The sequence below is a fragment of the Streptomyces albiaxialis genome (genome assembly GCF_039530985.1).
Lineage (GTDB): Bacteria > Actinomycetota > Actinomycetes > Streptomycetales > Streptomycetaceae > Streptomyces > Streptomyces albiaxialis.
Genome location: NZ_BAAAPE010000006.1, coordinates 89046 through 106164, shown reverse-complemented (window position 1 = coordinate 106164; position 17119 = coordinate 89046). Strand labels below are relative to the sequence as shown.

Sequence of the window (17119 nt, the reverse complement as noted above, 5' to 3'; positions counted from 1 at the left end):
GAGGGGCACTCGTACGGTCCCCCGGACGGGGTAAGGGAGAATCGCCCCCAGGGAGTACGTCGGCTGCCCCGGGAGGAAGAGAACGTGAGCGGATTCGTCGAGAAGCCCGAGCCCGTGCAGGTGCCCCACCTCACGCACCTGCACACCGGCAAGGTGCGGGATCTCTACCAGAACGAGGACGGTGACCTCGTGATGGTCGCCAGCGACCGCGTCTCGGCCCACGACTGGGTGCTTCCGACCGCGATCCCGGACAAGGGCCGCATCCTCACCAAGCTCTCCCTGTGGTGGTTCGACCAGCTCGCGGACCTGATCCCGAACCATGTCCTCGGCACCGACGTCCCCGAGGGCGCCCCCGCCGACTGGGAGGGCCGGACCACGGTCTGCAAGTCCCTGCGGATGGTCCCCGTCGAGTGTGTGGCGCGCGGCTATCTCGCCGGCTCGGGCCTCGCCGAGTACGAGGCGAGCCGTACGGTCTGCGGGCTCGCCCTCCCCGAGGGCCTGGAGAACGGCTCCGAGCTGCCGGGCGCCCTCTTCACCCCCGCCACCAAGGCGGCCGTCGGCGACCACGACGAGAACGTCGCGTACGAGGAGGTCGCCCGCCAGGTCGGCCCCGAGGCGGCGGCCGAGCTGCGCCAGGCGACCCTCGCGGCGTACGACAGGGCGCGGGACATCGCCCGGGACCGGGGCATCATCCTGGCCGACACCAAGTTCGAGTTCGGCTGGGACGGGGACGTCCTGACCCTCGCCGACGAGGTGCTGACCCCCGACTCCTCCCGCTTCTGGCCCGCCGACCAGTGGCAGCCGGGCCGTTCGCAGCCGTCCTTCGACAAGCAGCCGATCCGCGACTGGCTGGTCTCGCCCGAGTCCGGCTGGGACCGCGCCTCCGAGCAGCCGCCGCCCCCGCTCCCGGAGGAGGTCGTCACGGCGACCCGCGCCCGCTACATCGAGGCGTACGAGCGGCTGACGGGCGTCTCCTGGGCGTAGGCCCGCAACGGTGTACGAAGAAGGGCCCCGGTCCGAAGACCGGGGCCCTTCTCATGCGGAGCGGACGACGAGGCTCGAACTCGCGACCTCAACCTTGGCAAGGTTGCGCTCTACCAACTGAGCTACGTCCGCATCACCCACGGGTCGCCCCGTGTGCGCGCCCCAGTATAGCCAGTCGCCGGGGCGCTCAGATCCACCCCCGCTCACGGGCCATCCGGGCCGCCGCGTGCCGGTTCTCGGCGCCGATCTTCGTCGCGGCGGCGGAGAGGTAGTTGCGCACCGTCCCCTGCGTGAGCGAGGCCCGTTCGGCGATCTCCGCGATGGGCGCACCGTCGGCGGCCAGCTCCAGCAGCTCGGCCTCGCGCGCGGAGAGCGGGGAGTCCCCGGCGCTGATCGCGTCGGCGGCCAGCTCGGGATCCACGTACCGGTTGCCGTCCCGCACCGTGCGGATGATCTCCGCGAGCTGCTGCGCGGACGCCGTCTTCGGTACGAAGCCGCGTACGCCCGCCGCGAGCGCCCGCTTCAGATGCCCGGGACGGCCGTGGCTGGTCACGATCATCGTCCGGCAGTCCGGCAGCGACTCCCGCAGCTCCGCCGCGACCCGCACCCCGTCGACGCCCGGCATCTGCAGGTCGAGCACCGCCACGTCGGGCCGGTGCGCACGGGCCATCGCGAGCGCCTCGGGCCCGGACGCGGCCTCGGCGACGATCGCGAGGTCATCCTCCAGCGCCAGCAGCGCCGCGAGGGCGCCCCGGATCAGATGCTCGTCATCGGCCAGCAGCACGCGGATGGGCGGGGGACCGCTCCCCGGCCCCCCGCCCCGCACCTGACTCCCGTCGCCCACCGTCACCGTCTCCTTCACCCTCGCCCGTAACCCTGTGATCCCCCGATCCCGAACCGTCCCCGGCGCCGCCCCCAGAAGCCGCACCGTCCCGCGTGGCCGTGCCGCTCGACGCGGTGTCCTCGCGTGGCACCTCGGCGCGCAGCCGGAAGGTGCCCCGGCCGTCGTGGCCGGCGGTCAGCGTGCCGCCGAGTGCCGCCAGTCGTTCGCGCAGGCCCGGAAGGCCCGAGCCGCCCTCCGGCGGGCCCGCGTCGCCGCGCGCCCCGTCGTTCTCGACCTCCAGCACGACGGCCCCGGTCCCGGTCCCGGTCCCGTTCCCGGCCCCGCCCCGTACGCGGACACGTACCCGCACGGTGCAGTACGTCGCCTCCGCGTGCCGCAGCACATTCGTGGCCGCCTCGCGGACCACCCAGCCCAGGGCCGATTCCGCGCGCGGCGGTACGTCCGCGTCGGCGCCCTCGATACGGCAGTCGACCCCGGCGGCGCGCAGCACGCCGCGCGCACCGGCCAGTTCGGTGGCGAGCCCTGCCTCGCGGTAGCCGCGGACGACCTCGCGGACCTCGGTCTGGGACTCACGGGCGAGCCGCTGGACCTCGTTCATCTGCTCGACGGCCTTCTCCGCCGCCTCCGGCCCGCGCCGCGCCAACTGGACGGCCAGCTCGCTCTTGAGCGCGATGACCGACAGGTTGCGGCCCATCACGTCGTGCAGGTCGCGGCCGAAGCGGAGCCGCTCCTCCGCGACGGCCAGCCGCGCCTGCGCCTCCCGGGCCTCGGCCAGCTCCCGCATCACGGCGATGTACCAGGCGGAGGAGCGCGGCGTGAAGAGGTTCACGCCGCCGGCCACCAGCATCAGGAACGCCGTGGGCGCCAGGTCCCCGGGCCCCATCCCGGCGAGGGCGAACGCCACGAGCGGCACCACCAGGTAGGCGCCGACGACCCTGGCCCCCTGGCGCCATGTCACCGTCAGCCCGTAGACGGCCGGGAACGGCGCCAGCACGGCGAACATCGTCAGGCCCGGCGCCTGCGGATCCTTCTCCAGGCCACCCGTCGCGACCACGGCGGTCACCAGCGCGGTCAGCACCACCATCAGCACCGCGAGCACCGCGATCCGCCGCCGCGGCGGCTCCGCCTCGCCCAGGTAGCAGTCCAGGCCCTGGCGCAGCCCGCCCCGTACGAGCAGGCACTGCGCCAGCCCGACCGCCGCGATCGACCACGCCAGGGCGGTGCCCGTGGGGGAGTGCCGGGCCGCGGCGAGGAGCTGGGGGATGCCGCCGATGTAGAACGCCCAGGGCGTGACGTTGAGCATCCACCGCGAGGAGGTCTCCACCTGCTCGTGGCTGCTGCGCCGGTACCACCCGCGCCGTTTGTCCCTGGCCCAGCCGATCACTGTCTCTCCCGTCCACCGCCGTGCCGCCGTCGCCGCCGTGTCAGCGGCGCGGCTCCCAGCGGAACCACCGTCGTACAGCAAACACCCCGAGCGCGATCCACAACACCGCCGTGCCCAGCGCGCGCATCGTGTCCATGCCGCCCAGCTCGCCCGTCCAGCCGCCGCGCAGCAGGTCCGTGACCGGCGTCAGCGGCAGCAGCCGGCAGATGTCGGCGACCCGGTCCGGCAGGATCTCCAGCGGCACGAACATGCCCGAGCCGATCAGGCTCACCATCATCAGCGGCATCGCCGTGAGCTGTGCCATCTCCGTCGTACGGGTCAGGGCCGCGGTCGCCACCGCGAGCACCACCATCATCGGCAGCCCCAGCACCAGCCCGGCGACGATCAGATCGGGCCGCTCGGGCGTCCCGACGTCCATCACGACCGAGCCGCCGATCACCAGCACCACGGCCTGGATCAGCCCGATGCCCACGGCGGGCAGCGCGGCGGCGGCCAGTATCTCCGGCTCGCTCGCCTGTCCGGTCCGCAGCCGCTTGAGCACCAGCTCCTCGCGCCGCGCGACATAGACGCCCAGCAGATTGCTGTAGACCGCGAAGATCAGCACCATCCCGATCGAGCCGGGCAGCACGGCGGTGCCCAGGGAGAGCCCGTTCTCGGCGAGCTGGTCCTTCGGCATCGTCTGCTTCATCGAGAAGGTCAGACCGATGGGCAGCGTCAGCGCCACGAACAGCGCCGCCTTGTTCCGCAGGAGCAGCGTCAGCTCCGCCCGGCCCAGCGCCAGCATCCGGTTCGCCGAGGCCCTGCCCGTCATCGTCGTCGCACTCATGCGAACGCGCCCTCCCTCGTGTTTCCCGCTCCCGTCGTCTCCGCCTCGGCGATCTCCAGGAACGCCTCCTCCAGCGACGCCGAACGCGCCTGGAGCCCCTCCAGCTCGACGCCCTCGGCCCGCGCCCACAGCAGCAGTTCGGTCAGGGCCTCCTGGAGCTGCGGGGTCTTCACCGAGACCGTCCGCCCGTCCACGGCCGCGGGCACGGTCAGCGGCAGCCGCTCGGGCGCCACCCCGGCGGGCAGCTTGAACCGGATACGGGACGGCCGCGCGGCGACGACCTGTTCCGTCGTCCCGGCCGTGACGATCTCCCCGGCCCGCATGATCGCGAGCCGGTCGGCCAACTGCTCGGCCTCCTCCAGATAGTGCGTGGTCAGCAGCACCGTCGTGCCCTCGTGGCGCAGCGCCCGCACCAACTCGGCCGTCTCCCGGCGCCCTTCCGGGTCCATGCCGGTCGTCGGCTCGTCGAGGAACAGCACCTCGGGCCGCCCCACCAGCGCCAGCGCCAGGTCCAGCCGCCGCCGCTCGCCGCCGGAGAGCTGCTTGACGCGTACGCCCGCCCGCCGGGCCAGCCCCACCAGCTCCAGCACCTCGGGCACGGGCCGCGCCTCGCTCATGCAGCCGGCCCACATCCGCGCCGTCTCGGCCACGGTCAGCTCGGACGGGAAGCCGCCCTCCTGCAACATCACGCCGGTGCGCGGCCGTACGTACGCCCGCTCGGTGAACGGGTCGAAGCCGAGCACCCGCACCTGCCCCGCGCTGGGCCGCGCCAGCCCCTCCAGCACCTCGACGGTCGATGTCTTGCCCGCGCCGTTGGTGCCGAGCAGCGCGAAGATCTCGCCCTCGCGCACGGAGAACGAGATGCCGCGCACGGCCTCGTACCCGCCCTCGTACCGCCGTTCCAGTCCCTCAACCTCGATCGCGTCCATGCCCCAAGCCTTCCGCCGGGAAAGGGGAGCGGGCGGTGCGCGGCGTCATGGATGCGCATGACGAATGTCATCCGGGCACATCCGGACTGGAACGGGGCCGGGAACACGACGAAGGGCCCCGGTCCAACGACCGGGGCCCTTCTCCTACTTGAGCGGACGACGAGGCTCGAACTCGCGACCTCAACCTTGGCAAGGTTGCGCTCTACCAACTGAGCTACGTCCGCACTGCCCTCACTGTACCCGACGGCCGGGGCCGGGGGTCCAGGGAAAGGAGAGCGGGTGACAGGAATCGCACACTGCGCCTCCCCCTTGGAAAGGGGGCGCTCTACTACTGAGCTACACCCGCGTGTCCGTGAGGTCTTCCCCGTTTCCGGGGCTGCCCTCGCGGCGTGCCTGAACTTTAGCCGATCACAGGGGGTCGATGGCAAGTCGGTGGAACGAAGGGGGACGAAGAGGGTGAAAACCCCCTTCGGTCCCCTCGCTCAGCGGGAGGCGTTGAACGCCTCGTAGATCTTCTTCGGGATGCGGCCCCGGGCCGGCACCTCGTACCCGTTCGACTCGGCCCAGGCGCGCACCGCGCGCGGGTCGGGCGCCACGGACGTGCGGTGGTACGTCTTGCCGGACTTCGCACGCTTACGCCCCGCCTCGACATAAGGCGCGAGGTCCTTGCGGAGACGTTTCGCATTGTCGCTGTTGAGGTCGATCTCGTACGACTTCCCGTCGAGTCCGAAGGAGACCGTCTCCGCCGCTTCCCCGCCGTCGATGTCATCGGAGAGTGTGACCACTACGCGCTGTGCCACGGATATCGGTCCTTCCTTCAGGATCACGAAAGGGATCACTCCGCCTTTCCGTCCGGCCCGCCGGGGACTTGACCTCCCATGACGCGCACTGCCGGAACCGGCCGAGTGATCCGGCCGTCGGAGTGAGTCCCGCTATAGGGGACGGGTCCATTTTCTGCTGTGCGAGACCTGCGGCAGCAGGCATTGCATTGCCGGGCCCGGAATTCCGAGAGGAACCGTGCCGCAATCGGGACCATACGTTTTCCCCGGCCGTTTTCCCAGTGCTTCACGAACTCTAGGCCCGATCGTCACGTATATCAACGCGCGTAGATTTTCGAGCCGGGTACGCTGGCCAGCGCAGCCTCACCGCCGCGCCCCCGCGCAGAACACCTAGGAGTACCCGTGGCTCGCGTCGTAGTCGACGTCATGCTGAAGCCCGAGATCCTCGACCCCCAGGGACAGGCGGTGCAGCGCGCACTGCCCCGCCTGGGCTTCGAGGGAATCGCCGATGTCCGCCAGGGCAAGCGCTTCGAGCTGGAAGTGGAGGGATCCGCCGACGAGCTGGACGACGCGGCCCTCGCCCGTATCCGGGAGATGGCGGAGACCTTTCTCGCCAACACCGTGATCGAGGACTTCACCGTCCGCGTCGAGGAGTCCGAAGGAGCCACGGCGTGACCACCCGTATCGGCGTCGTCACATTTCCCGGTTCGCTCGACGACCGTGACGCGCGGCGCGCGGTCCGTATCGCGGGCGCCGAAGCCGTTCCGCTCTGGCACCGCGACAAAGGTCTGCACCAGGTCGACGCGGTCGTACTCCCGGGCGGATTCTCGTACGGCGACTATCTGCGGTGCGGGGCCATTGCCCGCTTCTCCCCGGTGATGGAGAGCGTGATCGAACAGGCGAGGGCCGGAATGCCGGTTCTCGGTATCTGCAACGGCTTCCAGGTGCTGTGCGAATCCCATCTCCTGCCGGGCGCGCTCACTCGGAACGACCACCTCCACTTCATCTGCCGGGACCAGCGCCTGCGCGTCGAGAACGCGGCCACGGCCTGGACGTCCGACTACGCGTCCGGCGACGAGATCACCGTCCCGCTCAAGAACGGCGAGGGCGGTTACGTCGCCGACGAACGCACCCTGGACGAACTGGAGGCCGAAGGCCGCGTCGTCTTCCGGTATCTGGACGTCAACCCCAACGGCTCCCGCCGCGACATCGCCGGCATCACGAACGAGGCCGGGAACGTCGTCGGCCTCATGCCGCACCCGGAGCACGCCGTCGAGTCCCTGACCGGTCCCACGACCGACGGGCTCGGCTTCTTCACCTCGGTACTCAAGAAGCTGGTCACGCACGCATGAGCCCCACGCCTTCCCACGGTCACCTGGACACGGTCACCCACGCCGAGCAGACCCCCGACAGCGAGCAGCCCTGGGCCGAACTCGGGCTGAAGAAGGACGAGTACGACCGCATCCGCGAGATCCTCGGCCGCCGCCCGACCGGCGCCGAGCTGGCGATGTACTCGGTCATGTGGTCCGAGCACTGCTCGTACAAGAGCAGCAAGGTCCATCTGAAGCAGTTCGGCGAGAAGGCCCCGACCGAGGGCCCCGGCGCCGAGGCCATGCTCGTCGGCATCGGCGAGCAGGCGGGCGTCGTGGACGTCGGCCAGGGCTACGCGGTCACCTTCAAGGTCGAGTCCCACAACCACCCGTCGTACGTCGAGCCCTACCAGGGCGCGGCCACCGGCATCGGCGGCATCGTCCGCGACATCATCGCGATGGGCGCCCGCCCCGTCGCCGTCATGGACCCGCTGCGCTTCGGCGCCGCCGACCACCCCGACACCCGGCGCGTGCTGCCCGGCGTCGTCGCGGGCATCGGCGGCTACGGCAACTGCCTGGGCCTGCCCAACATCGGCGGCGAGGTCGTCTTCGACCCCTGCTACCAGGGGAACCCGCTGGTCAACGCCCTGTGCGTGGGCGTCATGAAGCACGAGGACATCCACCTCGCGAAGGCCGCCGGGACCGGCAACAAGGTCGTCCTCTACGGCGCGCGTACGGGCGGCGACGGCATCGGCGGCGCGTCGATCCTGGCGTCCGAGACCTTCGAGGACACCGGGGGGAAGCCGGCGAAGCGCCCGGCGGTCCAGGTCGGCGACCCGTTCCAGGAGAAGCTGCTCATCGAGTGCACCCTGGAGGCCTTCCACGCCGACCTCGTCGTCGGCATCCAGGACCTCGGCGCGGCCGGGCTCTCCTGCGCCACCAGCGAGCTGGCCTCCAACGGCTCCGGCGGCATGCGCGTCGAGCTGGACGACGTGCCGCTGCGCGACTCCACGCTCTCCCCCGAGGAGATCCTCATGAGCGAGTCGCAGGAGAGGATGTGCGCGGTCGTCGAGCCGGGCAAGGTCGAGGACTTCCTCGCGATCTGCGAGAAGTGGGAGGTCACGGCCACGGTCATCGGTGAGGTCACCGAAGGCGAGCGGCTGGAGATCTTCTGGCACGGCGAGAAGATCGTCGACGTCGACCCCAGGACGGTCGCCCACGAGGGCCCGGTCTACGAGCGCCCGTACGCCCGCCCCGACTGGCAGGACGCGCTCCAGGCCGACGACCCGGCCAAGCTGCCGCGCCCGTCGGGCGGCGAGGAGCTGCGCGAGGCCGCCCTGGCGCTCCTCTCCTCCCCGAACCAGGCGTCCAAGTCCTGGATCACCGACCAGTACGACCGTTACGTCCTCGGCGACACGGTGCTCGCGCAGCCGGAGGACGGCGGCATGATCCGTATCGACGAGGAGACGGGGCTCGGCGTCGCCGTCTCGACGGACGGCAACGGGCGGTACGCGAAGCTCGACCCGTACGAGGGAGCGCGCCTGGCGCTCGCCGAGTCGTACCGCAACGTCGCCGCGACCGGCGCGCGCCCCCTCGCCGTCACCGACTGCCTCAACTTCGGCTCGCCCGAGGACCCGGCGGCGATGTGGCAGTTCGCCGAGGCGACGCGCGGCCTCGCGGACGCCTGCCGCGAGCTGGGCACGCCGGTGACGGGCGGAAACGTCTCGCTCTACAACCAGACCGGCGAGGCCGCGATCCACCCGACGCCCGTCGTGGGCGTCCTCGGCGTGATCGACGACGTCACGCGCCGTACGCCGATGGCGTTCCGCGACGAGGGCCACCTGCTCTACCTGCTCGGGGAGACCGCGGAGGAGTTCGGCGGCTCGGCGTGGTCGCAGGTCGCCCACGACCACCTCGGCGGCACCCCGCCGCGGGTCGACCTGGACCGGGAGCGGCTGCTCGCCGAGATCCTGATCTCGGCCTCGCGCGACGGCATGGCCGACGCGGCGCACGACCTCTCGGACGGCGGCCTGATCCAGGCTCTCGCCGAGTCCTGCCTGCGCGGCGGCAAGGGCGCCCGGATCGTCGTCCCGGACGGCATGGACCCCTTCGTCTTCCTCTTCTCCGAGTCGCAGGGCCGCGCGGTCGTCGCGATCCCCCGCAGCGAGGAGGTCCGCTTCACCGACATGTGCGCGGCGAGGGGCCTGCCGGCCACCCGTATCGGCGTGGTCGACGGCAACGCCCTGGAAATCCAGGGTCACTTCACGCTGCCGCTCGGCGAGCTCCGCTCGGCCCACGAGAAAACGCTCCCGGAACTGTTCGGCTGACGCCGGGAGACCGATGGGGGGTGCCCCCAAGAGAGGGCACCCCCGCTTCTCCCTCGAGCACCCGAGATGCCTGCGCCCCTTACGGGGCGAGGGCTGGGTTCGGGCTGCCCCGCGCGCTGCTTCGCAGGCTGCGGCTACGTCGTGGCTTGTCGCGCAGTTCCCCGCGCCCCTGAAGGGGCAAGCCCTGGAGTTCCGGCCCCCCGAAAAGGGGCGGGCTCTGGAGAGTCGGGCGAGCCCCTTGGGGGCTGGGTAGTCTCGGCGGCATGGCGCCAAGAACGTACGACCCGGCGAGGACCCGCAAGGCCCTGGTGGCCCAGGTCGAGGCCGTGGCCGAGGCCGCGCACCGCCTGAGCCCCGAGCAGCGCGCACTGCCCACCGCGCTCCCCGGCTGGGACGTGCACCATCTGCTCGTCCACATCGCGCTCCAGATCGACGCCGTGCCCCGCTTCCTCGCCAGGCCCGAAGCCCCCGCCACCGGCCCCGAGGTGTCGCTCACCGCCTGGGCCCTCGGCACGCGCACCCTCGCCGACCAACTCGACGCGCAGACCCGCGAGGACGCCGCCACGTGCGAGGACGGCGCGGCCCGTATCGACGCGGCCGTCGCCGACCTGGAGCCGGTCATCGAGGAGGCGGTCCGCGAGGACCTGCTGATCCCGCACCACTTCGGCGCGATGCGCATGCACGACTTCACCGTGACCCGGCTCGTCGAGCTGGTCGTGCACAGCGACGACCTCGCCCGCGCGACCGGCGCCCGCGTCCACCTCGACCGGCTCGCCCTCGCCGCCACCGTCCGGCTGCTCGCCGACACGCTCGCGGCGAAGGCGCCGGGCGGCTCCGTGGAGGTGCGGATCCCGCCGTTCGCCGTCGTCCAGGCCGTCGAGGGCCCCCGGCACACCCGCGGCACCCCGCCCAACGTCGTGGAGGCCGACCCGCTCACCTGGCTGCGCCTTGCCACGGGCCGTACGACGTGGGACGAGGCCCTGGGCACCGCCCACCTCTCGGCGAGCGGCGAGCGCGCCGACCTCTCGTCCCTGCTCCCCGTGCTCGGCTAGGACGCGTGGCGAATATCACCGCCCCGCCCGGCACTCCGCGAGGGACAAACGTGAGGAGTGCGACAACTGTGCTCACGCGCAGCGACAGGCGGCGCCCGTGACGTGACCGGGGCCCGTGCGAGGGGCCAGGACAGGGCCGGAGGGGCATGCGCGGGCGGGATCGTGACCGCGAAACGGTGCAGGCGTCAAGTACCCCCCGGCCCCGTGGAACGTTCCCCGGTTCGGCCCATCCCGGCACCTGTCCTAGACTCGAAGGCGTGCCACGTGGTGACGGACGACTCAACCACGACCTCCTCCCCGGCGAGAAAGGTCCCCAGGACGCCTGTGCGGTCTTCGGCGTCTGGGCCCCCGGAGAAGAGGTCGCGAAGCTCACGTACTTCGGGCTGTACGCACTGCAACACCGCGGTCAGGAATCCGCGGGCATCGCGGTGAGCAACGGCTCCCAGATTCTCGTCTTCAAGGACATGGGCCTGGTCTCCCAGGTCTTCGACGAAACCTCCCTCGGCTCGCTCAAGGGCCATATCGCGGTCGGTCACGCGCGTTACTCGACGACGGGCGCCTCCGTCTGGGAGAACGCCCAGCCGACCTTCCGCGCGACCGCCCACGGCTCCATCGCCCTGGGCCACAACGGAAACCTCGTCAACACGGCGGAGCTGGCCGAGATGGTCGCCAAGCTCGCCGTCAACGGGAACGGGCGCGCGACCCAGGTCGCCGCCACCAACGACACGGACCTGGTCACCGCCCTCCTCGCGGGCCAGACCGCCGAGGACGGCACGCCGCTCACGGTCGAGCAGGCCGCTCCGAAGGTGCTGCCGCAGGTCCAGGGCGCGTTCTCCATGGTGTTCATGGACGAGCACACGCTCTACGCGGCACGGGACGCGCAGGGTATCCGCCCCCTCGTCCTCGGCCGCCTGGAGCGCGGCTGGGTCGTGGCGAGCGAGACCTCGGGCCTGGACATCGTCGGCGCCAGCTTCATCCGGGAGATCGAGCCGGGCGAGCTGGTCGCCATCGACGAGAACGGGCTCCGCTCCACCCGCTTCGCGGAGGCAAAGCCGAAGGGCTGCGTCTTCGAGTACGTCTATCTCGCCCGCCCCGACACCGACATCGCCGGGCGGAACGTCTATCTGTCCCGCGTCGAGATGGGCCGCAAGCTCGCCGCCGAGGCCCCGGCCCCGGACGCCGACCTGGTGATAGCGACACCGGAGTCCGGCACCCCGGCCGCGATCGGGTACGCCGAGGCGAGCGGCATTCCGTACGGCTCGGGCCTGGTGAAGAACAGCTATGTGGGCCGGACCTTCATCCAGCCCAGCCAGACCATCCGCCAGCTCGGCATCCGCCTCAAGCTGAATCCGCTCAAGGAAGTCATCCGCGGCAAGCGCCTGGTGGTCGTCGACGACTCGATCGTCCGCGGCAACACCCAGCGCGCCCTGGTCCGGATGCTCCGCGAGGCGGGCGCGGCCGAGGTGCACGTGCGGATCAGCTCCCCGCCGATCAAGTGGCCGTGCTTCTTCGGCATCGACTTCGCGACGCGCGCCGAGCTGATCGCCAACGGCCTCTCGGTCGAGGAGATCGGCAAGTCCCTGGGCGCCGACTCCCTCGCGTACATCTCCATCGACGGCATGATCGAGGCGACCACCATCGCCAAGCCGAATCTGTGCCGTGCGTGCTTCGACGGCGAGTACCCGATGGATCTGCCCGATCCGGAGCTGCTCGGCAAGCACCTGCTGGAGACCGAGACGTCCGAGACGGACGTCGACGGCATCGGCACTCTGACGGCCGGCGTGGGCGCCTCGGACGCCCTCAAGCGCCCGTAGCCCCGAGAGCGGTTGTGGGCAGCCGTGCCGAGCGCGCGGGTGGGCACAACCGGCCCCACCCACCCACACAGAGACGCGAGACGTACACAGCCATGACCACCAACCCCGAAGGCGCCAGCTATGCGGCGGCGGGCGTAGACATCGAGGCGGGCGACCGCGCGGTCACGCTCATGAAGGAGTGGGTCAAAAAGACCCAGCGTCCCGAATCGCTCGGGGCGCTGGGCGGCTTCGCCGGCCTCTTCGACGCCTCCCGCCTCAAGGGCTACGCCCGCCCGCTGCTGGCCTCGGCCACCGACGGCGTCGGCACCAAGGTCGCGCTGGCCCAGCGCATGAACATCCACGACACGATCGGCCATGACCTGGTCGCGATGGTCGTGGACGACCTGGTCGTCTGCGGCGCCGAACCGCTGTTCATGACGGATTACATCTGCGTCGGCAAGGTCGTCCCCGAGCGCGTCGCCCAGATCGTCAAGGGCATCGCCGAGGGCTGCGTCCTGGCGGGCTGCTCACTGGTCGGCGGCGAGACGGCCGAGCACCCGGGCCTGCTGGGTCCCGACGAGTACGACGTCGCGGGCGCGGGCACCGGCGTGGTGGAGGCGGACGCGCTGCTGGGCCCGGATCGCATCCGTACGGGCGATGTGGTGCTCGCGATGGCCTCGTCGGGGCTTCACTCGAACGGGTACTCGCTGGTCCGGCACGTGGTCTTCGACCGGGCGGGCTGGTCGCTGGACCGCGAGGTCCCCGAGTTCGGCCGGACCCTCGGCGAGGAGCTGCTGGAGCCCACCAAGATCTACTCGCTGGACTGCCTGGAGCTGGCCCGTACGACCGAGGTGCACGCCTTCTCGCACATCACCGGCGGCGGGCTCGCGAACAACCTCGCGCGGGTGATCCCGGAGGGGCTGCACGCGACCGTGGACCGCGCGAGCTGGACTCCGGCGCCGGTCTTCGGCGTGGTCGCCGACGCGGGCGGCGTGGCGCGCGAGGAGCTGGAGAAGACGCTGAACATGGGCGTCGGCATGATCGCCGTCGTCCCGCAGGAGTCGGTGGCCCCCGCGCTCGCCACCCTGGCCGACCGGGGCGTGGACGCCTGGGTCGCCGGCGAGATCGGCGAGCGGGCAGGCCGCACCGAGGCAGTGACCCTCACCGGGGATCATGCGCGCTGAGCGTCCCCGCGGGACAGCACAGAACCCGGTCCGGCTGGTGCCGGACCGGGTCACTGTGAGCAAACGTCAAGCGCGACGTCGGTGCGAACCGTGGTCGGTCGAGTCGGTGGTGTCCGCCTCGTCCGCCTCGTCCTCGTCCCGGTCGTCGTACAGATCCGCGTACTGTGCGTACGGGTCGTCGTCCAGCTCATCGTCCTCGAAACGCTCGCCGTTCGGCGGCTGCTTCGACGTCGATGCGCCCAGCTCCTCGGCCAGGCGCGATAGGTCCGTCCCACCGCTGTTGTACTTCAGCTGGCGGGCGACCTTCGTCTGCTTGGCCTTGGCCCGGCCGCGCCCCATGGCTCGACCCCCTCAACGACGGGGCTCGACGGCCCCAGAGTCTTGACACGCGTTCATGGTTCAGAGCGGTCTCTCACAGGAGAGACCGGTACTCAGGGCTTCAACGGTACCTGCTTCCGCGGCCGTACGGTACGTCGCCCGCACGACACGGACGCCGTCCGACGCGCCCGGTGACCTTCACTTCGCTGGTCACCCGCGATTTTACCTTCCTGTAGAGGACCGACCCGCCGAGGGGGCATGAGACGCCTCTCACGGCGCTCCCGAGCGGCGTTATCCGGCCATCTCCCGGGCCGCTGCCTGGGCCATCCGCTGCTCCGCGAGACGGTCCGAGGCGGCGGCCGGAGGGATTCCGTCCGCCTGCGCCCGGTCGAAGATCGAGAGGGTCGTGTCGAAGATCTTGGAAGCCTTTGCCTTAGCGCGTGCGAAGTCGAATCCGTGGAGCTCGTCGGCGACCTGGATCACGCCGCCGGAGTTCACCACGTAGTCCGGCGCGTAGAGGATCCCCCGGTCGTCGAGGTCTTTCTCGACGCCCGGGTGGGCGAGCTGGTTGTTGGCCGCGCCGCAGACCGCGCGGGCGGTCAGGACCGGCACGGTGGCGTCGTTGAGGGCGCCGCCCAGCGCGCACGGGGCGTAGACATCCAGCCCTTCTGTCCGGATGAGCGCGTCGGTGTCGGCAACGGCCACGACCTCGGGGTGCGCGTCCAGCACCCGGCGCACGGAGGCCTCGCGCACATCCGTGATCAGCACCCGCGCGCCGTCCTCCAGCAGATGTTCGACCAGGTGGTGGCCGACCTTGCCGACGCCCGCGACGCCGACCGTACGTCCGCTCAGCGTGGGCGCGCCCCACAGGCGCTGGGCGCTGGCCCGCATGCCCTGGTAGACGCCGAAGGCGGTGAGGACGGAGGAGTCGCCCGCGCCGCCGTTCTCGGGCGAGCGGCCGGTGGTCCACCGGCACTCCCGCGCGACCACGTCCATGTCCTGGACGTAGGTACCGACGTCGCAGGCCGTCACGTAGCGACCGCCGAGAGAGGCCACGAAGCGGCCGTAGGCGAGCAGCAGCTCCTCGCTCTTGATCTTCTCCGGGTCGCCGATGATCACGGCCTTGCCGCCGCCGTGGTCGAGCCCGGCCATGGCGTTCTTGTACGACATCCCGCGCGCCAGGTTGAGCGCGTCGCGCACGGCGGCCTCCTCGGGGTTCCGCTCGTCCGCGTAGGCGTGGAAGCGGGTGCCGCCGAGGGCCGGGCCCAGCGCGGTGGAATGGAGGGCGATCACGGCCTTGAGGCCGCTCGCCCGGTCCTGGCACAGCACGACCTGCTCGTGCCCGCCCTGGTCGGAGTGGAACAGGGTGTGGAGGAACGGCTCGCTCGACGTGTCCACGCTGACAGTCTCACGTACGTCAGTCACGGTGGTGACTCCTGTATTCGTGGTGGAAACCCTCTGCCGGGCCCACCCGCTTGTGGCAGGAGAAGGCCAGGGGGAGGGCCGGTCGTCAGAAGCGTACGACCTGCGCGTCGCGGGCACGTTGCGGTCCCACAATCGGGGTAGTCAACTGTCTCCCAGGCCTGTCCGCACCGGTCTTCTCGGTGACACCGTTTCTTTGGAGGAGTGCGTGGCTGAGAAAGCGTCGGTCATCGTCCCGTACGCCGCGTATCTGCGGGTCTATGAGCCGCTCGCCGCCTTCCCCGAGCCCGAGCGGTCGCACTGGATCGCCTACGCCAAGCGCGAGCGCTTCCCGACCGCCCAGGACGAAGTCCGCCGCGCCCTCGCCGACTTGCTGCCGGTCCCGCCCGTGGTGGTGCCCGTACGGGAGAGTGCCGAGGCGTTCGTGGCGGAAGTGGACGGTGTGACGTGCGTCTGCCCCTGGCGCACCCGGCTGCGGAGCTGGCAGTCCCTCGCCGCGCTCACCCAGGCCGCGGGCGACCGCGAGCTGGCGCTGCCCCAGCCGGTCCTCGACGCGGCGCTCCCCCCGGTCGTACGGCGGCAGGCCGCGGCCGACTACGAGCGGTGGCGCGAGCACAACCCGGACGCCCGCCCGTGGATCCGTACGGCGCTGTGGCATGTGCCGGTCCGGTGGTTCGTGCTCTTCGTCGACGAAGAAAGGGAGTTTGCCAAGCCGGAAACGGGTGAGGAGAGCGGTCAGCAGTTCGTCCTCCGGTACCGGACACCCATGGTCCAGGCGCGGCGTCGCCTCGCACGTGGCCTGAAAGTGCTCCGCGAGGAACTGGAGGAGGGGCCGCTCGTCGACGGACTGGTAGATGTAGGCCGCTGGCTGGAGGAATTCCACCCGCGTTCCCTGGTCGAACTGGACTACGGCGGACTGGCCCACGCGATCCCCGAGGAGCAGCTCGCGGGGGACCACTCTGCCGCTGACGTGGCGGAAGGTCTCGCCGCGCTCCGCGAGGGCGACGGCGAGCGGGCCGGCGAGGCGTACGAGCGGCTGACGGAGCGCTGGCGGACTGTCAGGGAGCTCCAGTTCGCGTCCTAGACGCGGACCGGGGGCGAGGAGAGGGCGAGATGTGGCGAACGCCACGTCCAGGACCTACGTCCTGAACCGGGCTATTGCCTCAAGCGTGATGGACAGCACTTACCGGGGTCTTGCTCTCAGACCTACCCCTCGTGTCAAAATAGGACAAGGAGTCCGCACGGGGCTCCTTCCGTCCAACTAAGGGCGGAAAGATCGGTATTGCGCTCCTTGGTGGGTCTGGTGACCCCTGCTCCCGCTGTGACTGATCGTCACGGCGGTGTGACTGTCCGCTATGGGACGGTCCATCGGCTTCCGCCGAGGTTGAACACCTGAGAGGGCAATTCCATCGGTTTGGCCGACGTGGCTGGACAGATGGTGTAGTTGTAGTGCCGAGGACAAGCCGTTCGTCCTATAACCGACTCGGCTCGCGTACGCCATTTCGGGCAACGCGGGTCAAGGTGCAGAATTTAGAGGAAAGAACCGTGATGGTTCGGTTCTCCCGAGGAGGCCGCTCATGACCGCTCGCACCCCTGATGCCGAGCCGCTGTTGACCCCGGCTGAGGTTGCCACGATGTTCCGTGTGGACCCCAAGACGGTCACGCGCTGGGCAAAGGCGGGCAAGCTCACGTCCATCCGCACGCTCGGAGGGCACCGCCGCTACCGCGAGGCGGAGGTGCGCGCACTGCTGGCGGGCATCCCGCAGCAGCGCAGCGAGGCTTGATCAGGCGAAACAACACCATATAGGGGCGTTTTCGGGGCCCCCACCCCGACACGGCGCCCATTGAGCACCACACGACAGGCTCTGCCCCAACAGTGCTTGCTCGTGGATCGCGCTGGACTCCGCCGGGTCCAGCGCGATCTTTTTGTTCCCGTCGCATGCCCGTCGCATGCCCGCCGAGTGCCC

At 70.9% G+C, this 17119-nt stretch carries 16 protein-coding genes and 3 tRNA genes; 9 read left to right on the top strand and 10 right to left on the bottom strand.

Features of this window, described 5'->3' with window-relative positions:
* Positions 1-84 precede the first annotated feature (84 nt).
* Positions 85-984 (top strand): phosphoribosylaminoimidazolesuccinocarboxamide synthase, encoded by a 900-nt coding sequence (locus tag ABD343_RS10815; protein WP_344526617.1) that lies wholly within the window; start codon positions 85-87, stop codon positions 982-984.
* Between the two features lie 59 nt (positions 985-1043).
* Here the strand turns inward: ABD343_RS10815 and ABD343_RS10810 are convergent.
* From ABD343_RS10810 to ABD343_RS10775, 8 genes are all read right to left on the bottom strand, one after another.
* Positions 1044-1116 (bottom strand) — tRNA-Gly (locus ABD343_RS10810).
* Positions 1117-1171: 55 nt separating this feature from the next.
* The gene (locus tag ABD343_RS10805) at positions 1172-1774 is read right to left on the bottom strand and encodes a response regulator transcription factor (protein WP_344526656.1); all 603 of its coding nucleotides are present in this window, start codon (positions 1772-1774) and stop codon (positions 1172-1174) included.
* A complete protein-coding gene (locus ABD343_RS10800) occupies positions 1752-3212 on the bottom strand; it encodes a sensor histidine kinase (RefSeq protein ID WP_344526615.1) in 1461 nt (486 codons plus the stop codon). Before ABD343_RS10800 ends, ABD343_RS10805 begins: the two co-directional genes overlap by 23 nt.
* Before the next feature lie 40 nt (positions 3213-3252).
* Positions 3253-4038, bottom strand: coding sequence for an ABC transporter permease (locus ABD343_RS10795; protein WP_344526613.1), 786 nt, complete (start codon positions 4036-4038; stop codon positions 3253-3255).
* The gene (locus tag ABD343_RS10790; protein ID WP_344526611.1) at positions 4035-4967 is read right to left on the bottom strand and encodes an ABC transporter ATP-binding protein; all 933 of its coding nucleotides are present in this window, start codon (positions 4965-4967) and stop codon (positions 4035-4037) included. The genes ABD343_RS10795 and ABD343_RS10790 overlap by 4 nt, the downstream gene beginning before the upstream one ends.
* Before the next feature lie 151 nt (positions 4968-5118).
* Positions 5119-5191 (bottom strand) — tRNA-Gly (locus ABD343_RS10785).
* A gap of 50 nt (positions 5192-5241) precedes the next feature.
* Positions 5242-5313: transfer RNA gene (locus ABD343_RS10780), tRNA-Gly, on the bottom strand.
* 136 nt (positions 5314-5449) lie between these two features.
* Positions 5450-5767, bottom strand: a complete 318-nt coding sequence (locus ABD343_RS10775) for a histone-like nucleoid-structuring protein Lsr2 (protein ID WP_344526609.1) — start codon at positions 5765-5767, stop codon at positions 5450-5452.
* A gap of 381 nt (positions 5768-6148) precedes the next feature.
* Here ABD343_RS10775 and purS point away from each other — a divergent pair, with 381 nt between their 5' ends.
* The 6 genes from purS (at position 6149) to purM (ending at position 13412) form a co-directional block, all read left to right on the top strand.
* Entirely contained in the window at positions 6149-6421 is a 273-nt protein-coding gene (purS, locus tag ABD343_RS10770) for a phosphoribosylformylglycinamidine synthase subunit PurS (protein WP_344526607.1), read from the top strand.
* Complete coding sequence (gene purQ, locus ABD343_RS10765; protein WP_344526605.1) at positions 6418-7098, top strand: phosphoribosylformylglycinamidine synthase subunit PurQ; 681 nt, start codon at positions 6418-6420, stop codon at positions 7096-7098. Before purS ends, purQ begins: the two co-directional genes overlap by 4 nt.
* Positions 7095-9383: a phosphoribosylformylglycinamidine synthase subunit PurL gene (gene purL / locus ABD343_RS10760; protein WP_344526603.1), complete on the top strand. Its 2289-nt coding sequence runs from the start codon at positions 7095-7097 to the stop codon at positions 9381-9383. Before purQ ends, purL begins: the two co-directional genes overlap by 4 nt.
* Positions 9384-9646: 263 nt before the next feature.
* Positions 9647-10435: a maleylpyruvate isomerase family mycothiol-dependent enzyme gene (locus ABD343_RS10755; RefSeq protein ID WP_344526601.1), complete on the top strand. Its 789-nt coding sequence runs from the start codon at positions 9647-9649 to the stop codon at positions 10433-10435.
* A 257-nt stretch (positions 10436-10692) separates the two neighbouring features.
* Positions 10693-12249: an amidophosphoribosyltransferase gene (gene purF, locus ABD343_RS10750; protein ID WP_344526599.1), complete on the top strand. Its 1557-nt coding sequence runs from the start codon at positions 10693-10695 to the stop codon at positions 12247-12249.
* A 92-nt stretch (positions 12250-12341) separates the two neighbouring features.
* A complete protein-coding gene (gene purM / locus ABD343_RS10745; RefSeq protein ID WP_344526597.1) occupies positions 12342-13412 on the top strand; it encodes a phosphoribosylformylglycinamidine cyclo-ligase in 1071 nt (356 codons plus the stop codon).
* A 66-nt stretch (positions 13413-13478) separates the two neighbouring features.
* On the opposite strand, the gene ABD343_RS10740 is transcribed toward purM, so the two are convergent.
* Complete coding sequence (locus tag ABD343_RS10740; protein ID WP_344526595.1) at positions 13479-13751, bottom strand: DUF3073 domain-containing protein; 273 nt, start codon at positions 13749-13751, stop codon at positions 13479-13481.
* A 270-nt stretch (positions 13752-14021) separates the two neighbouring features.
* Positions 14022-15155: a Leu/Phe/Val dehydrogenase gene (locus ABD343_RS10735; RefSeq protein WP_344526593.1), complete on the bottom strand. Its 1134-nt coding sequence runs from the start codon at positions 15153-15155 to the stop codon at positions 14022-14024.
* A gap of 205 nt (positions 15156-15360) precedes the next feature.
* On the opposite strand from ABD343_RS10735, the gene ABD343_RS10730 reads away from it, so the two are divergent.
* The gene (locus ABD343_RS10730) at positions 15361-16236 is read left to right on the top strand and encodes a DUF8083 family protein (protein WP_344526591.1); all 876 of its coding nucleotides are present in this window, start codon (positions 15361-15363) and stop codon (positions 16234-16236) included.
* Between the two features lie 493 nt (positions 16237-16729).
* Entirely contained in the window at positions 16730-16936 is a 207-nt protein-coding gene (bldC, locus tag ABD343_RS10725) for a developmental transcriptional regulator BldC (protein ID WP_003949541.1), read from the top strand.
* The last annotated feature ends 183 nt before the right edge of the window (positions 16937-17119 follow it).

Coding starts and splice junctions, on each gene's coding strand:
- ABD343_RS10795 (WP_344526613.1), bottom strand. CDS start 4,038: ATGAGTGCGACGACGATGACGGGCAGGGCCTCGGCGAACCGGATGCTG.
- ABD343_RS10790 (WP_344526611.1), bottom strand. CDS start 4,967: ATGGACGCGATCGAGGTTGAGGGACTGGAACGGCGGTACGAGGGCGGG.
- purL (WP_344526603.1), top strand. CDS start 7,095: ATGAGCCCCACGCCTTCCCACGGTCACCTGGACACGGTCACCCACGCC.
- ABD343_RS10755 (WP_344526601.1), top strand. CDS start 9,647: ATGGCGCCAAGAACGTACGACCCGGCGAGGACCCGCAAGGCCCTGGTG.
- purM (WP_344526597.1), top strand. CDS start 12,342: ATGACCACCAACCCCGAAGGCGCCAGCTATGCGGCGGCGGGCGTAGAC.
- ABD343_RS10740 (WP_344526595.1), bottom strand. CDS start 13,751: ATGGGGCGCGGCCGGGCCAAGGCCAAGCAGACGAAGGTCGCCCGCCAG.
- bldC (WP_003949541.1), top strand. CDS start 16,730: ATGACCGCTCGCACCCCTGATGCCGAGCCGCTGTTGACCCCGGCTGAG.